Origin of the sequence: Paenibacillus sp. PK3_47 (assembly GCF_023520895.1) — a bacterium.
Classification (GTDB): Bacteria; Bacillota; Bacilli; order Paenibacillales; family Paenibacillaceae; genus Paenibacillus_AQ.
This window is the reverse complement of the sequence record NZ_CP026029.1, coordinates 4,713,713-4,733,308: the sequence shown is the minus strand read 5'-3', so window position 1 is coordinate 4,733,308 and position 19,596 is coordinate 4,713,713. Positions and strand designations below refer to the sequence as shown.

At 50.8% G+C, this 19,596-nt stretch carries 15 protein-coding genes; 5 read left to right on the top strand and 10 right to left on the bottom strand.

The features are described from left to right. Positions 1-193 precede the first annotated feature (193 nt). Complete coding sequence (locus C2I18_RS20620) at positions 194-1,390, top strand: AI-2E family transporter (protein WP_249897605.1); 1,197 nt, start codon at positions 194-196, stop codon at positions 1,388-1,390. Here the strand turns inward: C2I18_RS20620 and C2I18_RS20615 are convergent. Next, positions 1,351-3,150, bottom strand: a complete 1,800-nt coding sequence (locus C2I18_RS20615; RefSeq protein ID WP_249897604.1) for a peptidoglycan D,D-transpeptidase FtsI family protein — start codon at positions 3,148-3,150, stop codon at positions 1,351-1,353. The two genes, C2I18_RS20620 and C2I18_RS20615, sit on opposite strands and share 40 nt — an antisense overlap. A gap of 299 nt (positions 3,151-3,449) precedes the next feature. Here C2I18_RS20615 and C2I18_RS20610 point away from each other — a divergent pair, with 299 nt between their 5' ends. Beyond that, on the top strand, positions 3,450-4,109 hold the full coding sequence (locus tag C2I18_RS20610) for a hypothetical protein (protein ID WP_249897603.1): 660 nt from the start codon (positions 3,450-3,452) through the stop codon (positions 4,107-4,109). Positions 4,110-4,180: 71 nt separating this feature from the next. On the opposite strand, the gene C2I18_RS20605 is transcribed toward C2I18_RS20610, so the two are convergent. The 7 genes from C2I18_RS20605 to C2I18_RS20575 form a co-directional block, all read right to left on the bottom strand. Then, complete coding sequence (locus C2I18_RS20605; protein WP_249897602.1) at positions 4,181-6,250, bottom strand: methyl-accepting chemotaxis protein; 2,070 nt, start codon at positions 6,248-6,250, stop codon at positions 4,181-4,183. Positions 6,251-6,295: 45 nt separating this feature from the next. Further along, positions 6,296-7,255: an acetylxylan esterase gene (locus C2I18_RS20600; RefSeq protein ID WP_249897601.1), complete on the bottom strand. Its 960-nt coding sequence runs from the start codon at positions 7,253-7,255 to the stop codon at positions 6,296-6,298. A 498-nt stretch (positions 7,256-7,753) separates the two neighbouring features. Beyond that, positions 7,754-8,776 (bottom strand): glycoside hydrolase family 130 protein, encoded by a 1,023-nt coding sequence (locus tag C2I18_RS20595; RefSeq protein ID WP_249897600.1) that lies wholly within the window; start codon positions 8,774-8,776, stop codon positions 7,754-7,756. Between the two features lie 21 nt (positions 8,777-8,797). Then, complete coding sequence (locus tag C2I18_RS20590; RefSeq protein WP_249897599.1) at positions 8,798-9,631, bottom strand: carbohydrate ABC transporter permease; 834 nt, start codon at positions 9,629-9,631, stop codon at positions 8,798-8,800. 5 nt (positions 9,632-9,636) lie between these two features. Then, complete coding sequence (locus C2I18_RS20585) at positions 9,637-10,518, bottom strand: carbohydrate ABC transporter permease (RefSeq protein ID WP_249897598.1); 882 nt, start codon at positions 10,516-10,518, stop codon at positions 9,637-9,639. 126 nt (positions 10,519-10,644) lie between these two features. Next, a complete protein-coding gene (locus C2I18_RS20580; RefSeq protein WP_249897597.1) occupies positions 10,645-12,015 on the bottom strand; it encodes an ABC transporter substrate-binding protein in 1,371 nt (456 codons plus the stop codon). Between the two features lie 337 nt (positions 12,016-12,352). Then, positions 12,353-13,132, bottom strand: a complete 780-nt coding sequence (locus C2I18_RS20575) for a response regulator transcription factor (RefSeq protein ID WP_249897596.1) — start codon at positions 13,130-13,132, stop codon at positions 12,353-12,355. A 276-nt stretch (positions 13,133-13,408) separates the two neighbouring features. On the opposite strand from C2I18_RS20575, the gene C2I18_RS20570 reads away from it, so the two are divergent. From C2I18_RS20570 to C2I18_RS20560, 3 genes are read left to right on the top strand one after another with little or no spacing between them, the layout of a single operon-like run. Beyond that, a complete protein-coding gene (locus tag C2I18_RS20570; RefSeq protein ID WP_249897595.1) occupies positions 13,409-14,359 on the top strand; it encodes a glycoside hydrolase family 113 in 951 nt (316 codons plus the stop codon). 15 nt (positions 14,360-14,374) lie between these two features. Next, entirely contained in the window at positions 14,375-15,589 is a 1,215-nt protein-coding gene (locus C2I18_RS20565; RefSeq protein ID WP_249897594.1) for an AGE family epimerase/isomerase, read from the top strand. Then, on the top strand, positions 15,589-16,761 hold the full coding sequence (locus C2I18_RS20560) for a glycoside hydrolase family 130 protein (RefSeq protein WP_249897593.1): 1,173 nt from the start codon (positions 15,589-15,591) through the stop codon (positions 16,759-16,761). The genes C2I18_RS20565 and C2I18_RS20560 overlap by 1 nt, the downstream gene beginning before the upstream one ends. 388 nt (positions 16,762-17,149) lie before the next feature. Here the strand turns inward: C2I18_RS20560 and C2I18_RS20555 are convergent, their stop codons facing one another. Then, a complete protein-coding gene (locus C2I18_RS20555) occupies positions 17,150-18,214 on the bottom strand; it encodes a LacI family DNA-binding transcriptional regulator (protein ID WP_249897592.1) in 1,065 nt (354 codons plus the stop codon). Between the two features lie 45 nt (positions 18,215-18,259). Continuing rightward, a complete protein-coding gene (locus tag C2I18_RS20550; protein WP_249897591.1) occupies positions 18,260-19,567 on the bottom strand; it encodes an ABC transporter substrate-binding protein in 1,308 nt (435 codons plus the stop codon). Positions 19,568-19,596: the final 29 nt, after the last annotated feature.

Sequence of the window (19,596 nt, the reverse complement as noted above, 5' to 3'; positions counted from 1 at the left end):
TGTGATACGGCCAAGTAGAGTAAGTGTGCCTTGCGGTTTTTTGGCGGGCACAATCCCGCGAAAAAACATTACCCCCTATTTTAACACAGCTGCCAAAGAAAAAGACGCTTTTTTATTAAAATCGTGTACAATGAATTGAAGGCTGAATGTCATTTTTTCTAAAAAGTCATCTGAAAAAGGAGTCGTTAACCCTATGCTGCCGCTGTACAAAAAATATTGGCGCACCTTCTTTGACATCGGGCTGGTTGTGCTGACGGTGTATCTTGTGATGCTCGCTTTCAGCAAGCTGTATCAACTGGCCGCACCTGTATTTCTGTCCTTTTTTGTATTCATGCTGATTGAGCCACTGGCGCGTTTCCTCAACCGTAAGGGGATGGGCAAACCGTTCGCTTCCGCCATTTCAGTGCTGCTGTTCCTCGTCATTCTCCTGGGCGTCCTGTTCGGTGCCGGACTGCTGATCGCAACGCAGGCGATTCAGTTCCAGCACAATCTGCCCCGTTATACGGAGATCGTCCAATATCATTTTACGGAAGCCACTACATACCTGCAGCAGCAAATTGATTCCCTGCCGGCTGATCTTACCGACAAAATCAACGGTTATTTCACCAGTGCCACCAATGTTCTCTCCGCGTGGCTGGTTACCTTCTTTAAGTATATGATCGGTGTACTCGGCTCTTTCTCTTCTTTTATGGGGAATTTCGGCATTGCGATTATTCTCGCCTTTTTCCTCAGTATGGAGATTAAGGACTGGCGGAAGATTGCCCACGACAAGATGCCCAAGACGTTCAAGACCGCTTACGCTTTTGTGCAGGGGAATGTCTTCAAAGCCATCGGTTCTTATCTAAAAGCGCAGCTGATCCTGATCAGCATTACCTTTGGCATTGTGCTCGTCGGATTGTTCATTCTCCAGACGGGAAATGAGATTACCATGGCGCTGGTCTGCGCTGTCTTTGACGTGCTGCCGCTGCTCGGCGTCTCAACTATCCTTATTCCCTGGATCGTGTATCTGTTCATCGTCGGCAACGTTTCGCTCGCAGTAGGCCTGCTGGTCCTGCTGGTTGTGGTCCTTCTCGTAAGACAGCTGCTGGAGCCGAAGATTACCGGCAATTCGATCGGCGTATCTTCCGCCTTTTTGATGCTCTCGTTTGTTATTCTGTCGATGTCCGCCTTTGGCGTCGCCGGGCTAATTCTGTCCCCGATTCTGCTCATCCTGATTAAAGAGCTGATTCAGCAGGGATACCTCCAGCGCTGGATTTACCTCCCGCAGGAGGAGTTCATTGTGTCTCCGTTCGCAGCTGCTGCCGAGCCTTCTACGGCGGGCGGTTCCGTTCCGGGTGACAGCGCCGCTGCTCATTCTCCGGAGGATGCGGACAGCAGATCAAACACCTGACCGAACAGCTTCGTGGCGGCGTGGAGGCTGCCGGGGGCCACATTCTCGACTGCAACAGCCACTGCATAACGCGGATGGTCTGCCGGACCGTAACCGATGAACCATTGGTTGTTGCGGGGCACACCCTTCACAAACGTCTGGGCTGTCCCGGACTTTCCGGCCACCGGCCAGCGGGTGCCTTGAAGACGGCTGCCCGTTCCTTCCGTCACCACCTTGCGCATCCATGACTGCAGCAGCTTGGAGGTGGCGGATGAGACCCGGCCGGCTTTGGCCGGGGCCAGATGAGCGGGCAGCTCCTGCAGTGTCTGCCCGTTCCGGAAGGCGATCCGCTGCAGAATGCGCGGCGCCCTGACCTCACCGCCATGCAGCAGCGTCACAATGAGATTGGCCGCCTGCAGCGGCGTGACTCTCACATCCCGCTGGCCAATGGCTGCCTGCACCCTTGCCCCGCCGTCATCCGGCAGCAGGGTGGTGAAAATCGTCCCCGGCTGCTCCCCGGCAAGCGGCCGGAGGACCGGCAGGCCAAGCGTGTTTTTGGCCTGCCAGCCAATATCTCTTCCCAGACCGAGCGCGAGCGCCGTGGTCTGGAGCTGTGCCCCGCTGAGCCGCTCAGCCAGCGTGGCAAAAACGGTATTACAGGACACGGCGAACCCTTGCGCCAGCGTGAGGGAACCGTGTCCTTTGCCGTTTAGGCAGGTCAGGCCATATTTCCCGTAATGACCGGAGCAGTAAAATTTCTCGTCCGGCGAAGTTACCCCGGCTTCAAGCGCAGCAGCTGCAGTCACGATTTTAAAAATGGACCCCGGAACAGCCGCCTGCAGCGCCCTGTTATTCCATTCGCCTTCTTCAGGCGAAATCTGCTCGGGATTGTAGAAAGGGAACGATACCATCGCTTCAATATCACCTGTAGCCGTGTCCAGCACGACGACCGCGCCTTCTTTCAGGTCTTCCCCGCTGACCAGGTCCTCAATTCCTTCCTGAAGCTTTTTATTAATGGTTGTATATACGGACAGCGGATAATAAGGATTGCCCGGTGCTTTCACATGAATTTTACTGCCGGGAAGCTTGTTGCCGCGCGCATCCACCTGAACGTAAGCCTCTGTATGGCCCACTCCCTCAATCAGGGGTTCGAGCGTCTTCTCCAGTCCGTCTGTTCCCGTAAGCGGAACCCTCAGTCCTGTAGATGACTGTTTAGCCTTTTCCTTTGAAGCTTCAGAGAGGTATCCCATCCATTGGCTTCCGGATAATTTCTCATTATGCCTGCGGGTAAAAGGGAGCACACGCACCTCTTCAAGTCCAAGCTGTTCCACTGCTGCTGCCTGATCCGGAGTCAGTGCTAAAGGGCGTTTGCTGCCTGGATCAGCGGGCCAGACCAGCGGCTCTTTTATACCGGAGATTCTGCTCTGCAGCTCCCCGTATGTAACCTCCAGCACAGAAGCAAGCCGGCGCATCCGCTGTATGCTATCATTGCCCGGGGAATAACGGGCGCTCTGCTCCTCCGGAAAAAACACAGCAACCCGGATCGTCTCCCCGGCAAGCGGCTTCCCTGAACGGTCATACAGTCGTCCCCGCCCGCTGTCCAGCACAGTTTCACGTTCACTCTGGACTTCAGCCATCTGCGCCAATGTGTATTCTCTTCCCGGCACATGCCGGTTCTTCAGCACCAGCTGCACCCAGGCCAACCTTACCATTAACAGAACAACCAGAGCTGATAAAACCAGCAGAACCCACATTATGCGTCTATGTATAGCCTTATGCAATTCCATACCTCCTGAGATGCTTCCGCCTGTTAAAGCTTACCGGCAGTGATGGCATCTATTATGCCCAGACTGAGAATTTATTTCCGCAAAATATTGGGGGTACAGAACTTAAGTTAGACTTAAGGAACATTTGAAAAGAGCGGGCTATTTTTTATTCAAGCCTTATGAGTTGAAATAGTAATTAAATCCGCCGACACAAAAAGAATCAAGCATGTACGTGTAACGGAGAGTAATATTATTTTATTTACGTGTATCATTTCTGGTTCTGGGCGTATCCTCAGTCTGAGTCTTAGGCATTTGTGCCTTTCATTTCAACCATTTTACTGTTCACGCCGAATTCTGAGGTATTTGTGCATTTCCTTTCAACCATTTTACTGTTCACGCCGACTTCTGAGGTATTTGTGCATCTCTTTTCGACCATTTTACTGTTCACACCGAATTCTGAGGTATTTGTGCCTTTCCTTTCAACCAACTTACTGTTTACGCTGACTTCTGAGGTATTTGTGCATCTCCTTTCGACCATTCTACTGTTCACGCCGAATTCTGAGGTATTTGTGCCTTTCTTTTTATCTCGCCAGTTGATATGCGCCCACCAGCCTGACTCCAGTGATTTCAACGGAACTTTTCCCGTTCATTTGCTCTACCAGCCTGACTCCAGTGATTTCAACGGAACTTTCCCGTTCATTTACTCTACCAGCCTGATTCCAGTCAATTCAACGGGACTTTTCCCGTTCATTTACTTCACCAGCCTGATTTCAGCCAATTCAACGGGAATTTTCCCGTTCATTTGCTCTACCAGCTTCATTCCAGCCAATTCAACGGGACTTTTCCCGTTCATTTACCTCACCAGCTCGATTCCAGCCAATTCAACGGGACTTTTCCCGTTCATTCCGTCCACCAGCATTCCCCATATTAGCCTCCACCTCCTCCCCGCCTCCAACAAGGACCAAAACTACTAAACTACAAAAAAACCGTCCTTTCACAAGGAAAGAACGGTAAAAACGATTTAACCCGCCTGATGCCACTAAGACTACACGCTAAATTTAGAAAGTCTTTCTTTGAGCAATAAAGATGCCTTCTCCAGCCTGCCGGACAGCTCCACCAGATAATCACTTACATTTTGCTGCTCACTGCTGAGTGAAGCTACCTCTTCTGAGGCCGCCGAGGATTCTTCGGCAAACGCGCTGACATTGCCAATGGTTTGGGACAGCACACTTTGGGACTGATTCAGTCCGCCGATAGATTGTTCCACGGAATCAAGACGAAGAATGAACTGGCTCATTTCTTCCTGTACCGCTGTGAAGATTTCACTGGTGTCCCGAACCGCAGCTGTCTGCTCGCCGAACAGTGGAGTAACATCCGAGAGCGCGGCTTCGGTTTCATGCATATCGCCCATAATTCTACCGGTAATCTCGGCCACCATAGCTATGGAACGTCTGGATTGGCCGGCCAGTTGGCGGATTTCGTCAGCTACTACCTTAAAGCCTTTACCTGCTTCTCCCGCCCGGGCAGCTTCAATAGAAGCATTCAGGGATAATATGTTGGTCTGCTGGGCAATTCCCTGCATGACGCCCAGTACATCGTTTACTGTGGATGCCGTTTCTTTCAGCTCATTGACCTTAAGCACCAGGTGCTCCGTCATTTCCCCTGTCGTCTGCGTCCTGTCCAGCAGCGCTCTCAGCTTGGCAACCCCTTCCTGGCTGGACTGATCCACTGTATGCGCTGAACTGCCCATCTCTTTAGCTGCAGTAAAGACCGCATTCATTCTGCCTGCAATCAGCGCCGTCATCTCATTGCCGCGGTCTGCCTCTAGTGCAAGGCCGCCCGCGCCGCCGGCTATCTCTTCCGTGGCCGAGGCAATATCTTTGGCTGCGGCAGCGGTTTTGAGTGATACACCGCTCAGGGCATCTGCAGCTTCCAGCACATCGCGGGCAGTGTCGTTAGTATGTACTACCAGCTCACGAATCCGCTCCATCATTATATTGAAAGAACCGGACAGCTGGCCGATCTCATCACGTCTTCCCTTATCCGTGCGTACACGAAGATCACCTTCCGCTCCCTGGAACATTAGATTTTTCAGGCGTAACAGCGGTTTGGATACCATTCTCACCATCCACAAGCCGATCAGAACGGCAACACCCGCTGCTGCAGCAACCGCTATATAAGTAGTATCGAGAATACGTCCTGCATCTTGCGTCAGATTCGCTGCCGGCACTACCCCCAGCAGTCTCCAGCCTGAGCTTGCCAGCGTACCGTAAACTGCGAGGATCGATTCCCCCTGCTCATTCATGGTCGGCAGTGAGCCTGAGACCTGGCTTACTCCTTTGAACAGGGTTCCTCCCAGCCGCAGATAGGTGTCTGTCTGTTCATCCTGGGAAGAAGCAATCATTTCGTCATTGGAAGTCAGCAGCTGAATATAGGAGCCCGGTCCAAGATTCACCTTACCCAGCTCCGCTTCCAGCGCGGAGGATTCAATATCACAAATGGCGATATAGTTTGTATTTCCGGAACCGTCCGCAACAGATTTGGCCAAATGGAATATACCGGCGGTCTCCCCATCCTTTAATGACTGCGTAATCCAGTGGCTTTGGGGCTGCTCCTGCAGCTGCCTGTACCAGGAAGCTTCCCTGATCCCCTCCATAAAAGCACTGTCCGGTGTACCGGAGACCGAGACAGGAAGAGCTGCATTTACTGGTGCCAGATACACCGCTTGTACGCCGTCTGCAGTACCGAGCCAATGCTCCAGCTCTTCCGCAATCCGGACAGAATGATTCCGGCGTTCCACACTGCCGTCACCCGGTGACGTCCCTATATCCACCGCATGCTGAACATCCTTGTTGTGTAAAAGCTGCTCCAGCCGGTCCTCGAAGCGCAGCAATACAACGTCCAGCTTTTCAGCTGTCTGCTGCACCGTCTGTTCATTGGAAGATAAAGCATTGCTCTCGATTGTATGTCTCGCCACGGAATACGAGATGTACCCCAGAGACAGAACGATTCCCATCGTGGTGATGAAAAACACGAGAAAAAGCCGCACCCCTAGCGACTTGGAGGGGTGCAGCCGGTTGATTAAACCTTCTTTGTGTGCTGCCTGCTTGCTCAAAAAACCACCGCCAGATCCGCTGAATTCCTGTACGGGATGCTCCCGCTACAGGGTCAGGAATGTCTGCAGCGTACGATCAGCCAGATACGGCAGATATTCATGACCGTATTCATGATATACCATAAGGTCTTTGGATGCTGTGATTTTGTTGTATGCAGCAAATTGCGTCGAAGGCGGACAAATGCTGTCCACCAAGCCGGTTACCCACAATACTCTGGCCTGGATCCGGCCTGCCAGATTCTGAATATCAATGTAACCCAAGCGGTTGAAAATTTCATCCTCACGCAGATGATGCGGATCAAAAAAGCGGAAATAATAATTGATCTCTTCATAGGCAGAGGTTGTAATATTTGTCTCCCAGGCCCGCTTGTAATCCGAGAGAAAAGGATAGACCGGCACAGCTGCGGCGATGCGCGGCTCCAGGGCTGCGCAGGCTACCGTAAGCCCTCCGCCCTGGGAGAGTCCAAAGGCTCCGACACGTGCCGGGTCTACCTCCGGCATCCCCATTAGAATACGCGCCGTTTGGGCGGTATCCAGAAAAACATTGCGGTAATACAGCTGATCCGGATTCGGGTCGTCAATCCCGCGGATAATGTGGCCGCGGATTGTAGTTCCCTGCACAGTCAAGTTATCCTCTGATAATCCGCCTTGCCCGCGGCAATCCATAGCCAGCACGCTGATTCCGTGAGCGGCATAAGCTACTTTCTCCAGCCAGTCACCGCTGTCGCAGGAGTATCCGTGGAACATGACTACGCCACGGCCTTTTCCCGTTGATGCTGCTTTGGGTCTTACATATTTGCAGTGAACTCTTGCGCCGCCTACGCCGGTAAAATAAAGATGAAAGCACTCTGCCAGCTCACTCTGGAATTCGGCCGGTACCAGCTCATAATCGAGCGGCTGGTTGTCGAGCTCATGCAGCGCACGTTCCCAATAGGAATCGAAATCAACGGGTTTAGGACTGCTGCCTTGATAGGCCTTCAATTGGGATAGGGATCGTTCATTCATGGTTTATCCTCCTAAAATGGGAAAGGGTGGTGTGAGGAACAGATGTAATTCCAACATTCTTCTCTTGTTATTCCTCCTCACTGGAGGTGCAGCAGCATGAACAGAGGTTTCACGCGGCCTGTTTGGATCAATTTAATTGGAAATCCTCCAGCTAAACCAAGCCTTACTCCTCATTTATGAGCAATAGTTGGAAATTCTCCAGCTATTCGGGCGGATAAAGAGCTTTAGCGGCTCATCCAGCACTTTTAAGTGGAGTTTTTCCAACAAGCATTGTAATTCTGGTATAAATCGGAAGATTAGATGGTGAAATTCCACTTCGCTTGTTCGGAGTGGAGGAATTCCAACTCCATTCCAGATCACCGCCCCGGAGCAGAGTTTTGAGCGGCCGGAAGCGAAAACTGCCCTATGAATCACAGCAGATTTCCGTTCCAGCCGCTCCCTCTCACAGCCATCCGGTTCTTTCAATCTATGATGCTTACGGCCGCTGACTCTGCCAGGCTAAATCTTGCCCAGTCCGGCGTCGTCGCCCACTTCCTCATGGGTATCGATTACGTAGTTGACGATATCCTGCACGTTGGTATAAGCAACGCCTACATAGGTATCGGCTGCGCCATAGTAGATAGCGATGCGGCCGGTATCGGCATCATGCAGAGTCGCGCATGGGAAAATAACGTTGTTCACGAATCCTCTTTCCTCGTACCATTCTTCCGGTGTAAGCACAAAGTTTTTGGAACGGTATTTCACCTTGGACGGCTCATCGCGGTCCAGAATAACCCCGCCCATGCTGTACACAAGACCATTGCAGGTTTGGGTTACGCCGTGATAGAACATCAGCCAGCCTTCAGTCGTTTCAATCGGCGCAGGGCCGCCGCCGATTTTGGTGCTCTGCCACCAGCCTTGGCCGCCTTTGGTCATCACATGACGGTGTTTGCCCCAGTATACGAAGTCAGGGCTTTCACTCAGGAATACATCGCCAAAAGGCGTATGGCCGCTGTCGCTCGGACGGGACAGCATCACGAAGTTGCCGTTGATCTTCTTGGGGAACAGTACGCCGTTGCGGTTAAACGGCAGGAACGGATTTTCCAGGCTGATGAACGTTTTGAAATCCCGGGTTTTGGCAACGCCGATGGCCGCGCCGTAGAAATCGGTACACCAGATAATATAGTAGGTATCCTCAACTTTTACGAGACGCGGATCATAGGCATAACGCGGTGCATACGGATTACCCTGCTCATCGACAAACTTGATTGGCTCATCGTCGATTTTCCAGTCCAGGCCGTCCGCACTGTAGCCCATCCGCAGATGGGGGCGGGTAGTGTTGTCCTCTACGCGGAATACGCCGAGAAAGCTGCCTTCATAGGCGGCTACCGCACTGTTGAAGATGCGGGCTACGCCTTTGGCCGGGTTCCGCTTAATGACCGGGTTGTCGTTATGTCTCCAGAGCGGATTTTCATGTCCCTCAGGCTTCTCCTGCCAAGGCATGTTCGGCAGGCTGTTTCCAATGATTTTTACATCTTTCATCGTTCAAACTCCTTTATCGGTTTATTTGACAGAACCTTGTGCAAACCCGTTATAGATATATTTTTGCAGAGAGACGAAAGCAATCAGGGTAGGTATAATCGCAATCATGATCGCCGCACAGATAACTTCCCACTGCGAACCGTACGGCCCTTTAAATTTGAACAATGCGGTCGACACGACCTGCAGGTCACTCTTCGGCATATACAGGAACGGAGTATAAAAGTCGTTATAGATATTGACACCCTTAACGATAATGACCGTTACAATTGCCGGGCTAAGAAGGGGCAGAATGATTCTCCAGTAAATCGTCCAGTATGAAGCACCGTCCAGCATCGCCGATTCATCCAGCGACTCGGAAATCGAGTCAAGAAACTGCATAAAGATATACACGGCAATAATATCAGTGCCAAGGTACATAAGAATCGGCGCCCAGCGCGTGTTGAACAGTTCCAGGGAATTGATGATCTGAAAGGTCGCAACCTGAGTGGTTACGCCCGGAATCAGTGTCGCCAGCAGAAAAGCCCCCATAAGCAGCTTGCTGCCTTTAAATTTAAAGCGGGCCAGGATATAAGCCATCATAGAACCGGTAAGCGTAGCGCCGGCAATAGAGATTAAGACAATAATGATCGTGTTCATGAAACCGAGCAGCATTTTCCCGTCAACAAAGGCTTTGGTATAGTTCGAGAAATTGAGCCAGTTCTCCGGAAGGGTCAGCGGACCTGTGGAGGCATACTCTGCATTGGTTTTCAGTGAAGCCAGAAAAACAACGGCAATAGGAATCAGGGCCATCAGCGCACCCAGCACAAGCGTAAGGTATTTGAAGAAAGAAGCTGCGGAATATTTAAAGGTATGCATAGTTCTTACTTCTCCTCCTTAATCAGAACACGCTGCAGAATGGTAACCAGAACAACAATTCCCAGTAGCACTACGGCCATTGCCGAGGCGAGGCCAAGCTTGCTGTATTTGAAGGCCACATCGACGGTCTGGATAACGAATGTACCACTGCCATTGGAGCCGCCGGTCATGACATACGGAATTTCGAATACACCGATCGCACCGCTTACGGCAAGGATCAGATTGAGCTGCAGGATACGCTTGATGCTCGGGATAATAATATGTCTGAACTGGTGCCAGCGGTTGGCGCCGTCAATTTCCGATGCTTCGTATATATCGCTGCCGATGGAGGAAATCGCTCCGAGGAAGATGATGAAATTCATCCCCATGTATCTCCATACCGAAGCAAAAGCAAGGGAAATATTGATCAGATTCGGATTCAGCAGCCACTTCTGCTGCCAGGCTCCCAGCCCGAGCAGATCAAGAATCGTGTTGAGTGTCCCTTCAGGCTTGAAGAAGAACAGGAAGATAAAGCCGATGGCCACACCATTCAAGAGTGTCGGGAAAAAGAGGATCCCCTTGAACCAGTTCTTAAGGCGGACGTTAAAGCTCAGAATCGTGGCAAAATACAGCGCCAGCCCCATCTGCACGAAGGTTGCGAAAAAGTAATAGAGACTGACTTTGAATACGGCAAAATATTCGGGTCTGGTGAAGATCGTCTTGTAATTCTCGAAGCCGACATACTCCATCTTTTTGCTGAAGCCGTCCCAGCTGGTGAAGCTGTACTGGAACATTTTGAATACGGGTAAATACGAGAAGGTCAGCAGCAGTGCTACAGGGACCAGTGAAAATAAAAAGATGATCAGAATCCGTTGATTTTTATAGCTCATGTTGGATAATTTGGGCACTCTCCACACCTCCTAAGAACAAATGCTTATAACTCCCATCCATTTCTAACCGCAAAGTGAAGGGGAAAATGCCGTCACCGGCATCTCCCCGTTCTTTAAGTTATCTCCTCACCCTGCGAAAAAAGCTTATTGTGCAGCTGTAATCTTCGCTCTTGCTGCTTTCCATTTGTCGTTCAGGTCTTTCATAATATTGTCATAGGATTCTCTTCTGTTGCCGATGGCCGCTTCAATAATCACTTTCTTGAAGTCAGGCTGCCAGAGACCGATTTCCGCCTCTTTATCGATCGCGTCTACCCAGCCTTCTTCGCCGGCTTTTGCAGGAGTTAAGGTATCAAAGGTTACTTCCGTACCTTCAAACTGCTTCAGGATTTCCGGCAGCTCAGCGCCTTTAACCGGGCTCATACCGCCGCCTTCAGTGGTCGGATAACCCGATTCGTTGATGAACCAGTCCACCCAGGCTCTTGCTGCTTCTTTGTTCCGGCTGTGGATACTGATTCCCAGGTTATAGTCGTCAGCCAGCGGTACAAGTACTTTCTCGGCATTGGTAGGGAACGGCATGAAGCCTACATCATCAGGGTTGGTAGCCACGCCTTTGATTTGACCGATAGCCCAGGAGCCGAGCACCATAGTCCCGATTTTGCCGTTGGCCAGATCAGCCTTGGAGGATTCCCAGTCGGTGGTTGTAGGATCTTCTTCAATCAGACCGTTCTTCGCCGCATCGTACATCACTTTGTACAGATCATAGTGAGGTTGTCCCTGCACGAAATTATCGTCAGAAGCGACTTGAGTAATGTTGACATAATCACGGTTGCCGGCTACGGTAGCCAGTGCAGATTCCCATTGGGTCAGCGTCCAGCCTGCTGCATAGTTGGTATACAGCGGAACGGCATCCGTCTTGTCTTTGATATTTTGCAGAGCGGTCATGAATTGGTCTATGGTTCTAGGCACCTCAGTGATGCCTGCATCCTTGAAGACCTGCTTGTTATAGATGATGCCTGAGAAATTGACGGTAATCGGGATACCGTAAGAAATACCATCCACACTGCGTTCCTCTAGACCGGTATACTGCTGCTCCAGGTCGGCCATTTTGCCCAGCGGCTCAAAGAAATCCGGCAGGTCCTTAATGGCCACACTTGTAGGCAGCAGCAGGACATCACCGTAGTCACTTGTACTCATACGGATTTTGATCTGGTCTTCGTACGTGGACAGCGCTTCAAAATTCACTTTTACATCCGGGTATTTTTCATTGAATTTGGCTGCGTAGTCTTTGAATACGGTATCAACAATATCCGTTCTTTGGGTAATTACCGTGATCTCGCCTTTGAGCTCCTTGGCAGCATCACCTTCAGGAGCGGCCGTAGCCTCAGCGGCATTCCCTGTATTTCCGGTATTCCCTGCGGCTTCATTGCCGGCATTGTTGTTGGACGAACAGCCTGTAAACAAGCCCGCCATCAGCGTAAGCCCCATAATTCCAGCCATCACTTTGTTTTTCTTCATTGCTTTTTGACCCCTCTCTTCATCCTCATATCAATATAACAAAACACTAACAATATCCATCAACTAAAAACCTTCCTCAAGCAACTTCAGTGAGAGTTTTTATTTAAAACCTCTTGAAAAGTTTGATGGTATCGCTTACAAATCTATTATAGATCGATTTCAACTCTAAAACGATGGTTTGAATTGTTTTTTCTGGTCTTCTATTTGTTATTTTTGTTTTTATTATATTATTTAAAATGGATAATTTTATTATTCAAGACAGCAAAAAAGAGGGCGCGTACAGCCCTCCTCTGAAAAAAAGCCTTCCTATTAAATAGATCTCCGGGACATCACATTCCTAACGCTCCACCTTGGGCGTCCTGCAGCCGTACTTATAATCCTTGGGAGTCATGCCGCACATTTTCTTGAACAGCTTGTTGAAATACACGGGATCACTGTAGCCGACCATTTCGGCAATTTCGTAATTTTTGAGATCAGGCTGCTCCGCCAGCAGCGCTTTGGCCTTGGCGATCCGGATTCCGATCAGATAGTCCGTTATCGTCTGTCCGGTCTTATACTTGAACAGACGGCTGATGTAGCTTGCATTCATGCCCACCTTCTCTGCCAGCCGTTCAAGCTCAAAATTATGGCTGTACTCCTTTTCCAATATGCTCTTGGTTTGTTCGACCACATAATGTTCTCCGCCTTCGGCGTTTTGTACCGGACTATTCTCCGGAAGAGGATCATCTCTTCTCAGCGTTTTGCCCTCTTCTACTCTTTTCAGCAGTTCATATAATTGAGCCTTCTCAATCGGCTTGAGCAGATAATCCAGCACGCCATGCCGTATGGCCCGCCGGGCATATTCAAATTCACTGAAGCCGCTAAGCACGGCTATAGACAGATCCTTCATATATCTCCTGGCCTCTTCTATCAGCTTGAAGCCATCCATTCGCGGCATTTTAATATCTGTAATCAGAAGGTCAATATCTGCCGGTTTTAAGGTTGACAGATGCGCCCAGGCCTCCTGGCCGTTTCCGTGCGATCCGATCACTTCCACATCCAGATCCATTCTGGAAGCAATCTTTTCCAGCCCGCGGCGGATAACCTCCTCATCATCTGCAATCATTACCTTGATCACCTAGAACCGCCCCCAGTTGTTAATTCCATCCCGCATGATTGCGCTGTCAATTCAATTATAGGCTTCATTTGAGGATAAGCAAATGTGCTGCATTGATCTTTTATAGTCTTGTATTTACTTTCGATATTTCCCCTTGAAATCATACACAAAAAAGTATATAACTAAATTGAAGCGTTGTTATTATTAACTAACAATTTTATAATAACAATATCATAACAAAATAACCGGAGTTGTGAAGCCTTTTACCTAATACTATCGACAAAGCGAGGTTTCCAAATGTCACTGCTGAATGAATATGTCGGAGGCGTTACCTGGGGTTTTATGGGCAGGCGCGGAACATGGGCAAACGAAGCTGCGGAGCAATCCATGGAGCTCATGGAATCAACAACCGGTGCGAACTGGACTGCCATTGCCTTCAGTGCGCTTCAAGCCACGCCGCAATCCACACAAATCCCCTATTGGAAAGAGCCGACTGTCACTGATGAAGAAGTACTGTGGGCCATCCGCAAGGCCAAGAAGCTCGGGCTTAAGGTCTGTCTGAAACCGATCGTCAATTGCGCGGACGGCACCTGGCGTGCCCATATTAACTTTTTTGACAAAGATGTTCCCTGTGAGCCTAAGTGGAGTGAGTGGTTCCGGTCTTATACTGACTTTATTCTGCATTATGCTGCCATCGCCGAGGAGAGCGGCTGCGAAATGTTCTGTATCGGCTGTGAGCTGGTGCAGTCAGACAGACGCGAGAACGAATGGAGAACCTTGATCTCTGAAGTCCGCAAGGTGTACACCGGTGTGATTACCTATAATTGCGACAAATATCAGGAGGATAATGTAACCTGGTGGGATGCGCTTGATGTGATTTCTTCCAGCGGCTATTATCCCGAGAAGGATTGGGAGAATCAGCTTGACCGGATCGAGGCAGTCGTGAAGGCGTATGATAAGCCGTTTTTCTTCATGGAAGCAGGATGTCCCAGCCGAACCGGCAGCGCCGCGATCCCCAACGACTGGACTCTGCAGGGAGTGCCCGACGAGGAGGAGCAAAGCCGGTTCTACCGGGCCATGTTCGGAAGCTGTGAAGGCAGGCCGTGGGTTCAAGGCTTTATGCTCTGGGATTGGCCGGCTGTTCTGTACCCGCTGGAAGAGGCCGCTGGGAATGATGATTACTGCATGTACGGTAAATCGTCAGCAGCAATTATTAAGGATTATTTTACTTCCAAAATAAATGTTTAGGAGTGGTTCTGCACTATGACAACATCAACTGGAGCATGGCTTGACGCACTGGAGAATGAACTTCAGCACAACATCCTCGGCTTCTGGATGAAGAATACCCTGGATGAAGAGAACGGCGGGTTCGTAGGTGAAATCGACAATCAGCTGAATGTGATTGCCGGTGCCGAGAAAAGCCTTGTGCTGAACGCACGGATTCTGTGGACATTTGCGAGCGCTTACCGCATCTACGGCAAAGCTGAGTACCTCACCATCGCTGAACGTGCCTACAGCTATCTGCTGGAGCATTTCCTGGACAAGGAATACGGCGGATTATACTGGATGGTCGACGCGAAAGGCGCGCCTTCCCAGCTGAAGAAGCAGGTGTATGGCCAAGCCTTTGCCATCTACGCCCTCGCCGAATTCCACCATGCTACCGGAAACGCAGAAGCCCTGGAGCAGGCAATAGCCGTGTTCCGCGCCTTGGAGAAATACGGTTATGATCCTGTAAATAAAGGCTACATTGAAGCTCTTTCCCGTGAGTGGGAAATGACCGATGAATTGTCGCTTAGCGCCAAGGACATGAACGAGAAGAAATCGATGAACACACATCTTCATGTGCTCGAAGGCTATACCGGCTTATACCGGGTCTGGCAGACGGAAGAGCTGCGCGTCAAGCTGGCCGAGCTGATCGACACGATGATTGACCACATCATTGATGACAAAGGGGAGCACTTCCTCTTGTTCATGGACGAAGAGTGGAATGTGAAGTCGGAAATTATCTCCTACGGCCATGATATCGAAGGCAGCTGGCTGCTGGTTGAAGCGGCTGAAGTGCTTGGCGACGAGGAGCTGCTGGAGCGTGTGCGCAAGGTAGCTGTATCCATGGCGGAAGCCGCTCTGAACGAGGGCATTGATACTGACGGCGGAATCTGGAACGAGGCAGAAGGCGGCAGCCTGGTCTCCAAGGATAAAGACTGGTGGCCGCAGGCGGAGGCCATGGTCGGCTTCTATAATGCCTATCAGCTGACAGATGACCGCCGTTTCCTGGACGCTTCCGCGGCATCCTGGAATTTCATCGACAAATATATGGTCGATCACCAGCTTGGGGAATGGTATTGGGCCGTGGACGAGAACCTTCAGCCGCTGGCACATGCACCTAAGGTCAGCGCCTGGAAATGTCCTTACCATAACGGCAGAGCCTGCTTTGAAATGATCGGGCGGCTAAAATCAGCTATAAAGGAGACGATCTGATGACAGCAGTATTTGAAGAACGCAAGGCACAGTTAACCGAACGCTATGAGGCGCTTATTGCCCGCAAGAATGAAAAGGTTCCCTACGGGAACGGTATTTTTGACCGTTATCAATACCCGCTGCTGACCGCAGAGCATGCACCGCTGATCTGGCGGTATGACTTTAATCCCGATACCAACCCTTACTTCGCAGAACGGATCGGCGTGAACGGCATTTTCAATCCGGGTGCCATTGAGCTGGACGGCAAATTCTATATTGTTGCCCGCGTTGAAGGAAACGACCGTAAATCCTTCTTCGCTGTAGCCGAAAGTGACAGCGGTGTGGACGGCTTCCGGTTCTGGGATCATCCCGTCGTGCTTCCCGAAACCGAAGATCCGGACATTAACGTCTATGATATGCGCCTGGTCAAACATGCTGACGGCTGGATTTACGGCCTGTTCTGTACCGAGCGCAAAGACCCCGACGCTCCGCACGGCGATCTCTCCAGTGCTGTGGCCCAGTGCGGAATCACCCGCACCAAGGACCTCAAAACCTGGGAACGTCTGGCTGACCTCAAGACCGGATCTGCACAGCAGCGCAATGTCGTGCTGCATCCAGAATTCGTGGACGGCAAGTATGCCTTCTATACCCGTCCGCAGGACGGCTTCATCGATGCCGGCTCCGGCGGAGGCATCGGCTGGGGGCTGTCCGATACGATTGAGAACGCCGTAATTACAAGTGAGACCATTATGGATCAGCGCTACTACCATACCATCAAAGAAGTGAAGAACGGCCAGGGTCCGGCCCCAATCAAGACACCGCGCGGCTGGCTGCACATTGCCCACGGTGTACGCAATACCGCTGCCGGCCTGCGTTATGTGCTCTATGCCTTCTTGTCCGATCTTGACGAGCCGAACAAGGTGACCCATGCTCCTGGCGGACATTTCATTGCCCCGGACGGCGAAGAACGCGTCGGCGATGTATCAAACGTAGTATTCTGCAACGGTGTAATCGCCCGTGACAACGGAGATATCTATATCTATTACGCCTCTTCCGATACCCGTATTCATGTGGCTACCACCACTGTTGACCAAATGCTTGATTATGTAATGAACACACCTGAGGACCCGCTCCGCTCCTATGCCTGTGTTCAGCAGCGGATCGCCCTCATTGACCGTAATTTACAACTCTAATCCACTATATACGTGTACGCCAAAAGGCGGCCCCGGCAGGTTAACTGCCGGCGGCCGCCTTTTTACTTGGCATTTACTACCTTCTACCTTGGTTATAGGGACGGTTAGCTGTTAGCTGCACTTGGTACAACTATAATCTGACATTTCCTTGTCTTTCACGGTTTACTTGCACTTTGTACACTTATTAAATTACAAAGGGGTCAAACTACAACCAAATCAGGATTTTTAATGTACAAAGTACATCTATATCTAAATTTTGGCCTTTAGAGTCCGAAATAACTGTAGAAAATACATTTATATGCATAGCTTTTAACTTCTCTTCTCATTCAGCAGCTTCTAAATTCCTACGTTCTGTGCCAGTTGCTGTCCCGCACCCTTGTTCAAAATATCAGTTATGCGGCCCGGATACCGAATCCCTGTGCACAATGTCTGCGGCAATCAGAATCTTCTCCAGCGGTACAGACGGATTATGAAGACGGCTCAGCAGCTTCTCTACTGCCGCGCGGCCCATTGCCTCCTTGGGCACATGTACCGTAGTCAGCGGCGTAACGGCTCTGGCGGCATCTTCAATATTGTCAAAGCCCGTAACTGAAATGTCACCGGGTATGAAGCAGCCTACTTCCTTCAATCCCTCGCTGACCGCCAGCGCGATTCTGTCATTGGCACAAACGACCGCTGTCGGCAGGGACTTCGCTTTTTTGCGTTTGGCCGCCCAGGCTGCGAATTCTTCCTTCATAGCATTATCATCTATCTCCTCCAGCTGCAGCATCTCATCGTCCCCTGCCGGAGGCATTACCCCGTTCTCCTCCAGTGCGCTGCGAAAGCCAAGCCAGCGGTCCCGGAAGCTGCGGGAGTAGCGGATATTACCGACAAAATGGATCTGCTTATGCCCCACTCCCATCAAATGGTTACACAGCCTGCCCATGGAATCGATATTGTTGGCAAACACCGTGTCGCTTGGAATAAGCGGATCTTCATGATCGATGAGCACCATCGGCAGGCCGATCCGGTGGACCTCCAGCAGCAGCGACGTTGAAATCTGGCCGACACCGATCAGGCCCAGCAGTCCGTTCGGATTGAGGATATTCACAAAATTATCTGCGCGGTGCTCGGAGACAATAACCATCCCCAGATCTTCCTGATCCAGGGCAAGCGAGATACCGTCAACAATTTTGCCCCAATACAGGGAGTCCTGCGTTTGCGAGCGGATATTCGGCATCAGCACCAGGACGGATTGTTTGTTCCGGTCGCCGCCCGCAGTTTGCACTGGTCGTTTGATGTTCTGCATATAGGCATTCTTTTGTGTAAAATAGCCCAGCTGGGAGGCAGCCTGAATGACTCTCTCCCTGGTTGTCTCATTTACGCCGCCTTTGCCCGAGAGCGATTTGGAGACGACGAACTTGGATACGCCGAGATGATCGGCAATTTTCTGCATGGTAACCTTTTTGGCCATATGTAAACCCTCCAATTCATATTTTTCCGGAATACCCGCTGCCCTTCAGGGTTGGGAAGATGCCTGCCGGCTTGCCCGCGCTTCCTTCCATATTGCATTTAGTTCGTCAAAAGACTGCTGTAAATCCGGCGCAGCAAGCAGCTCCTGAATATACTCCCCGGACCAGAAGGACATTTTTGCACGGTTGGCTATATCGACAAAATCATCCTTTTGCACAGTGGCCTCCACTAACTTGGGCTGGTAAGAGAGGAATTCCTTGTACTGCGGCATCGAGGTCTCCTGCGAGCCGTCTGCCGGCAGAAATCCCCAGTCTGACGTATAAGAAGTTTCTTTAATCAAAAACTCCACCCAGGCCATGGACAGCTCCTTATTCTTGCTAAACTTACTGACGCCAATGAACCAGTCCGGATTCAGTGCGGCATAATGCATGCTGCCGTTATCATAAGGAAACGGGAAGAACCCGATATCCTCCGGCGCAGCCCCTGCATCGAGCACCTGACGGATCGTCCAGTTCCCCTGCAGGTACATTCCCGCTTCACCAGTAGCCAGCTTGGTTTTGGATATTTCCCAGTTATTGGAGAATAGCTGTTCTTCCACATATCCTCTGTTAATAAGCTCCCTGGCAATCCCCAGCGCTTTGCCCCATTCATTGTCAATCTGCCAGGGGTTGTCCACATTCATCATATTATTCGTGTAGCCGGGATTGCCGGTCATATAGTTGACCATGCCGTCGCCCCATTCCCGCAGCGGCCAAGCGGCACCGTAATTCATGTAAAGCGGTATGATTCCCGCTGCCTTAAGCTTGGCACACACTGCATAAAACTCATCAAGTGTCTGCGGAATATCCGTGATTCCGGCTTGTCTGAACGCTTTTTTATTGTACACGATCCCGCTTGTGGTAGTACCGGTGGATAAACCGTATCTTTTCCCCCCATATGTCGCAAAGGTGGTGAACCGTTCGCCAGCAGACATGGACTCACTCAGCGGCTCAAAGAAATTCCCGAGCTCATCGGCAGGCAAGTTGACCGGCAGCAGCAGGATATCCCCGGCATCCTGAGTAGAGAGACGAACCAGTATATCTGTTGCGTAATTCGTTAAGCCTTCGAATTCTACATCCGCTTCCGGAAACTTCTTTTTGAACTGGTCCGCATACCCCTGCATCGTCCCGTTCTCAATCAGATCGACCCTGTTCGTCATCATAACAATGGTGCCGGACAGGCTGGCTGTATTCCCTTCCCCCGTACCCGGTGCTGGTTGATCTCCCATGCTGCCCAGTTTGTCACATCCAGCCGACAGCAGCACGAGAAGCACCATCATCGTCCGCATGGACCATTTGAACTTCGTTCGATTCAAGCTAATTACCTCCTCTCATGTAAGCAGTC

What these genes read in the sequence shown, in the direction of transcription:
- C2I18_RS20620 (WP_249897605.1), top strand. Translation starts at nt 194, where the DNA reads ATGCTGCCGCTGTACAAAAAATATTGGCGCACCTTCTTTGACATCGGG.
- C2I18_RS20600 (WP_249897601.1), bottom strand. Translation starts at nt 7,255, where the DNA reads ATGAATGAACGATCCCTATCCCAATTGAAGGCCTATCAAGGCAGCAGT.
- C2I18_RS20595 (WP_249897600.1), bottom strand. Translation starts at nt 8,776, where the DNA reads ATGAAAGATGTAAAAATCATTGGAAACAGCCTGCCGAACATGCCTTGG.
- C2I18_RS20590 (WP_249897599.1), bottom strand. Translation starts at nt 9,631, where the DNA reads ATGCATACCTTTAAATATTCCGCAGCTTCTTTCTTCAAATACCTTACG.
- C2I18_RS20580 (WP_249897597.1), bottom strand. Translation starts at nt 12,015, where the DNA reads ATGAAGAAAAACAAAGTGATGGCTGGAATTATGGGGCTTACGCTGATG.
- C2I18_RS20570 (WP_249897595.1), top strand. Translation starts at nt 13,409, where the DNA reads ATGTCACTGCTGAATGAATATGTCGGAGGCGTTACCTGGGGTTTTATG.
- C2I18_RS20565 (WP_249897594.1), top strand. Translation starts at nt 14,375, where the DNA reads ATGACAACATCAACTGGAGCATGGCTTGACGCACTGGAGAATGAACTT.
- C2I18_RS20560 (WP_249897593.1), top strand. Translation starts at nt 15,589, where the DNA reads ATGACAGCAGTATTTGAAGAACGCAAGGCACAGTTAACCGAACGCTAT.
- C2I18_RS20555 (WP_249897592.1), bottom strand. Translation starts at nt 18,214, where the DNA reads ATGGCCAAAAAGGTTACCATGCAGAAAATTGCCGATCATCTCGGCGTA.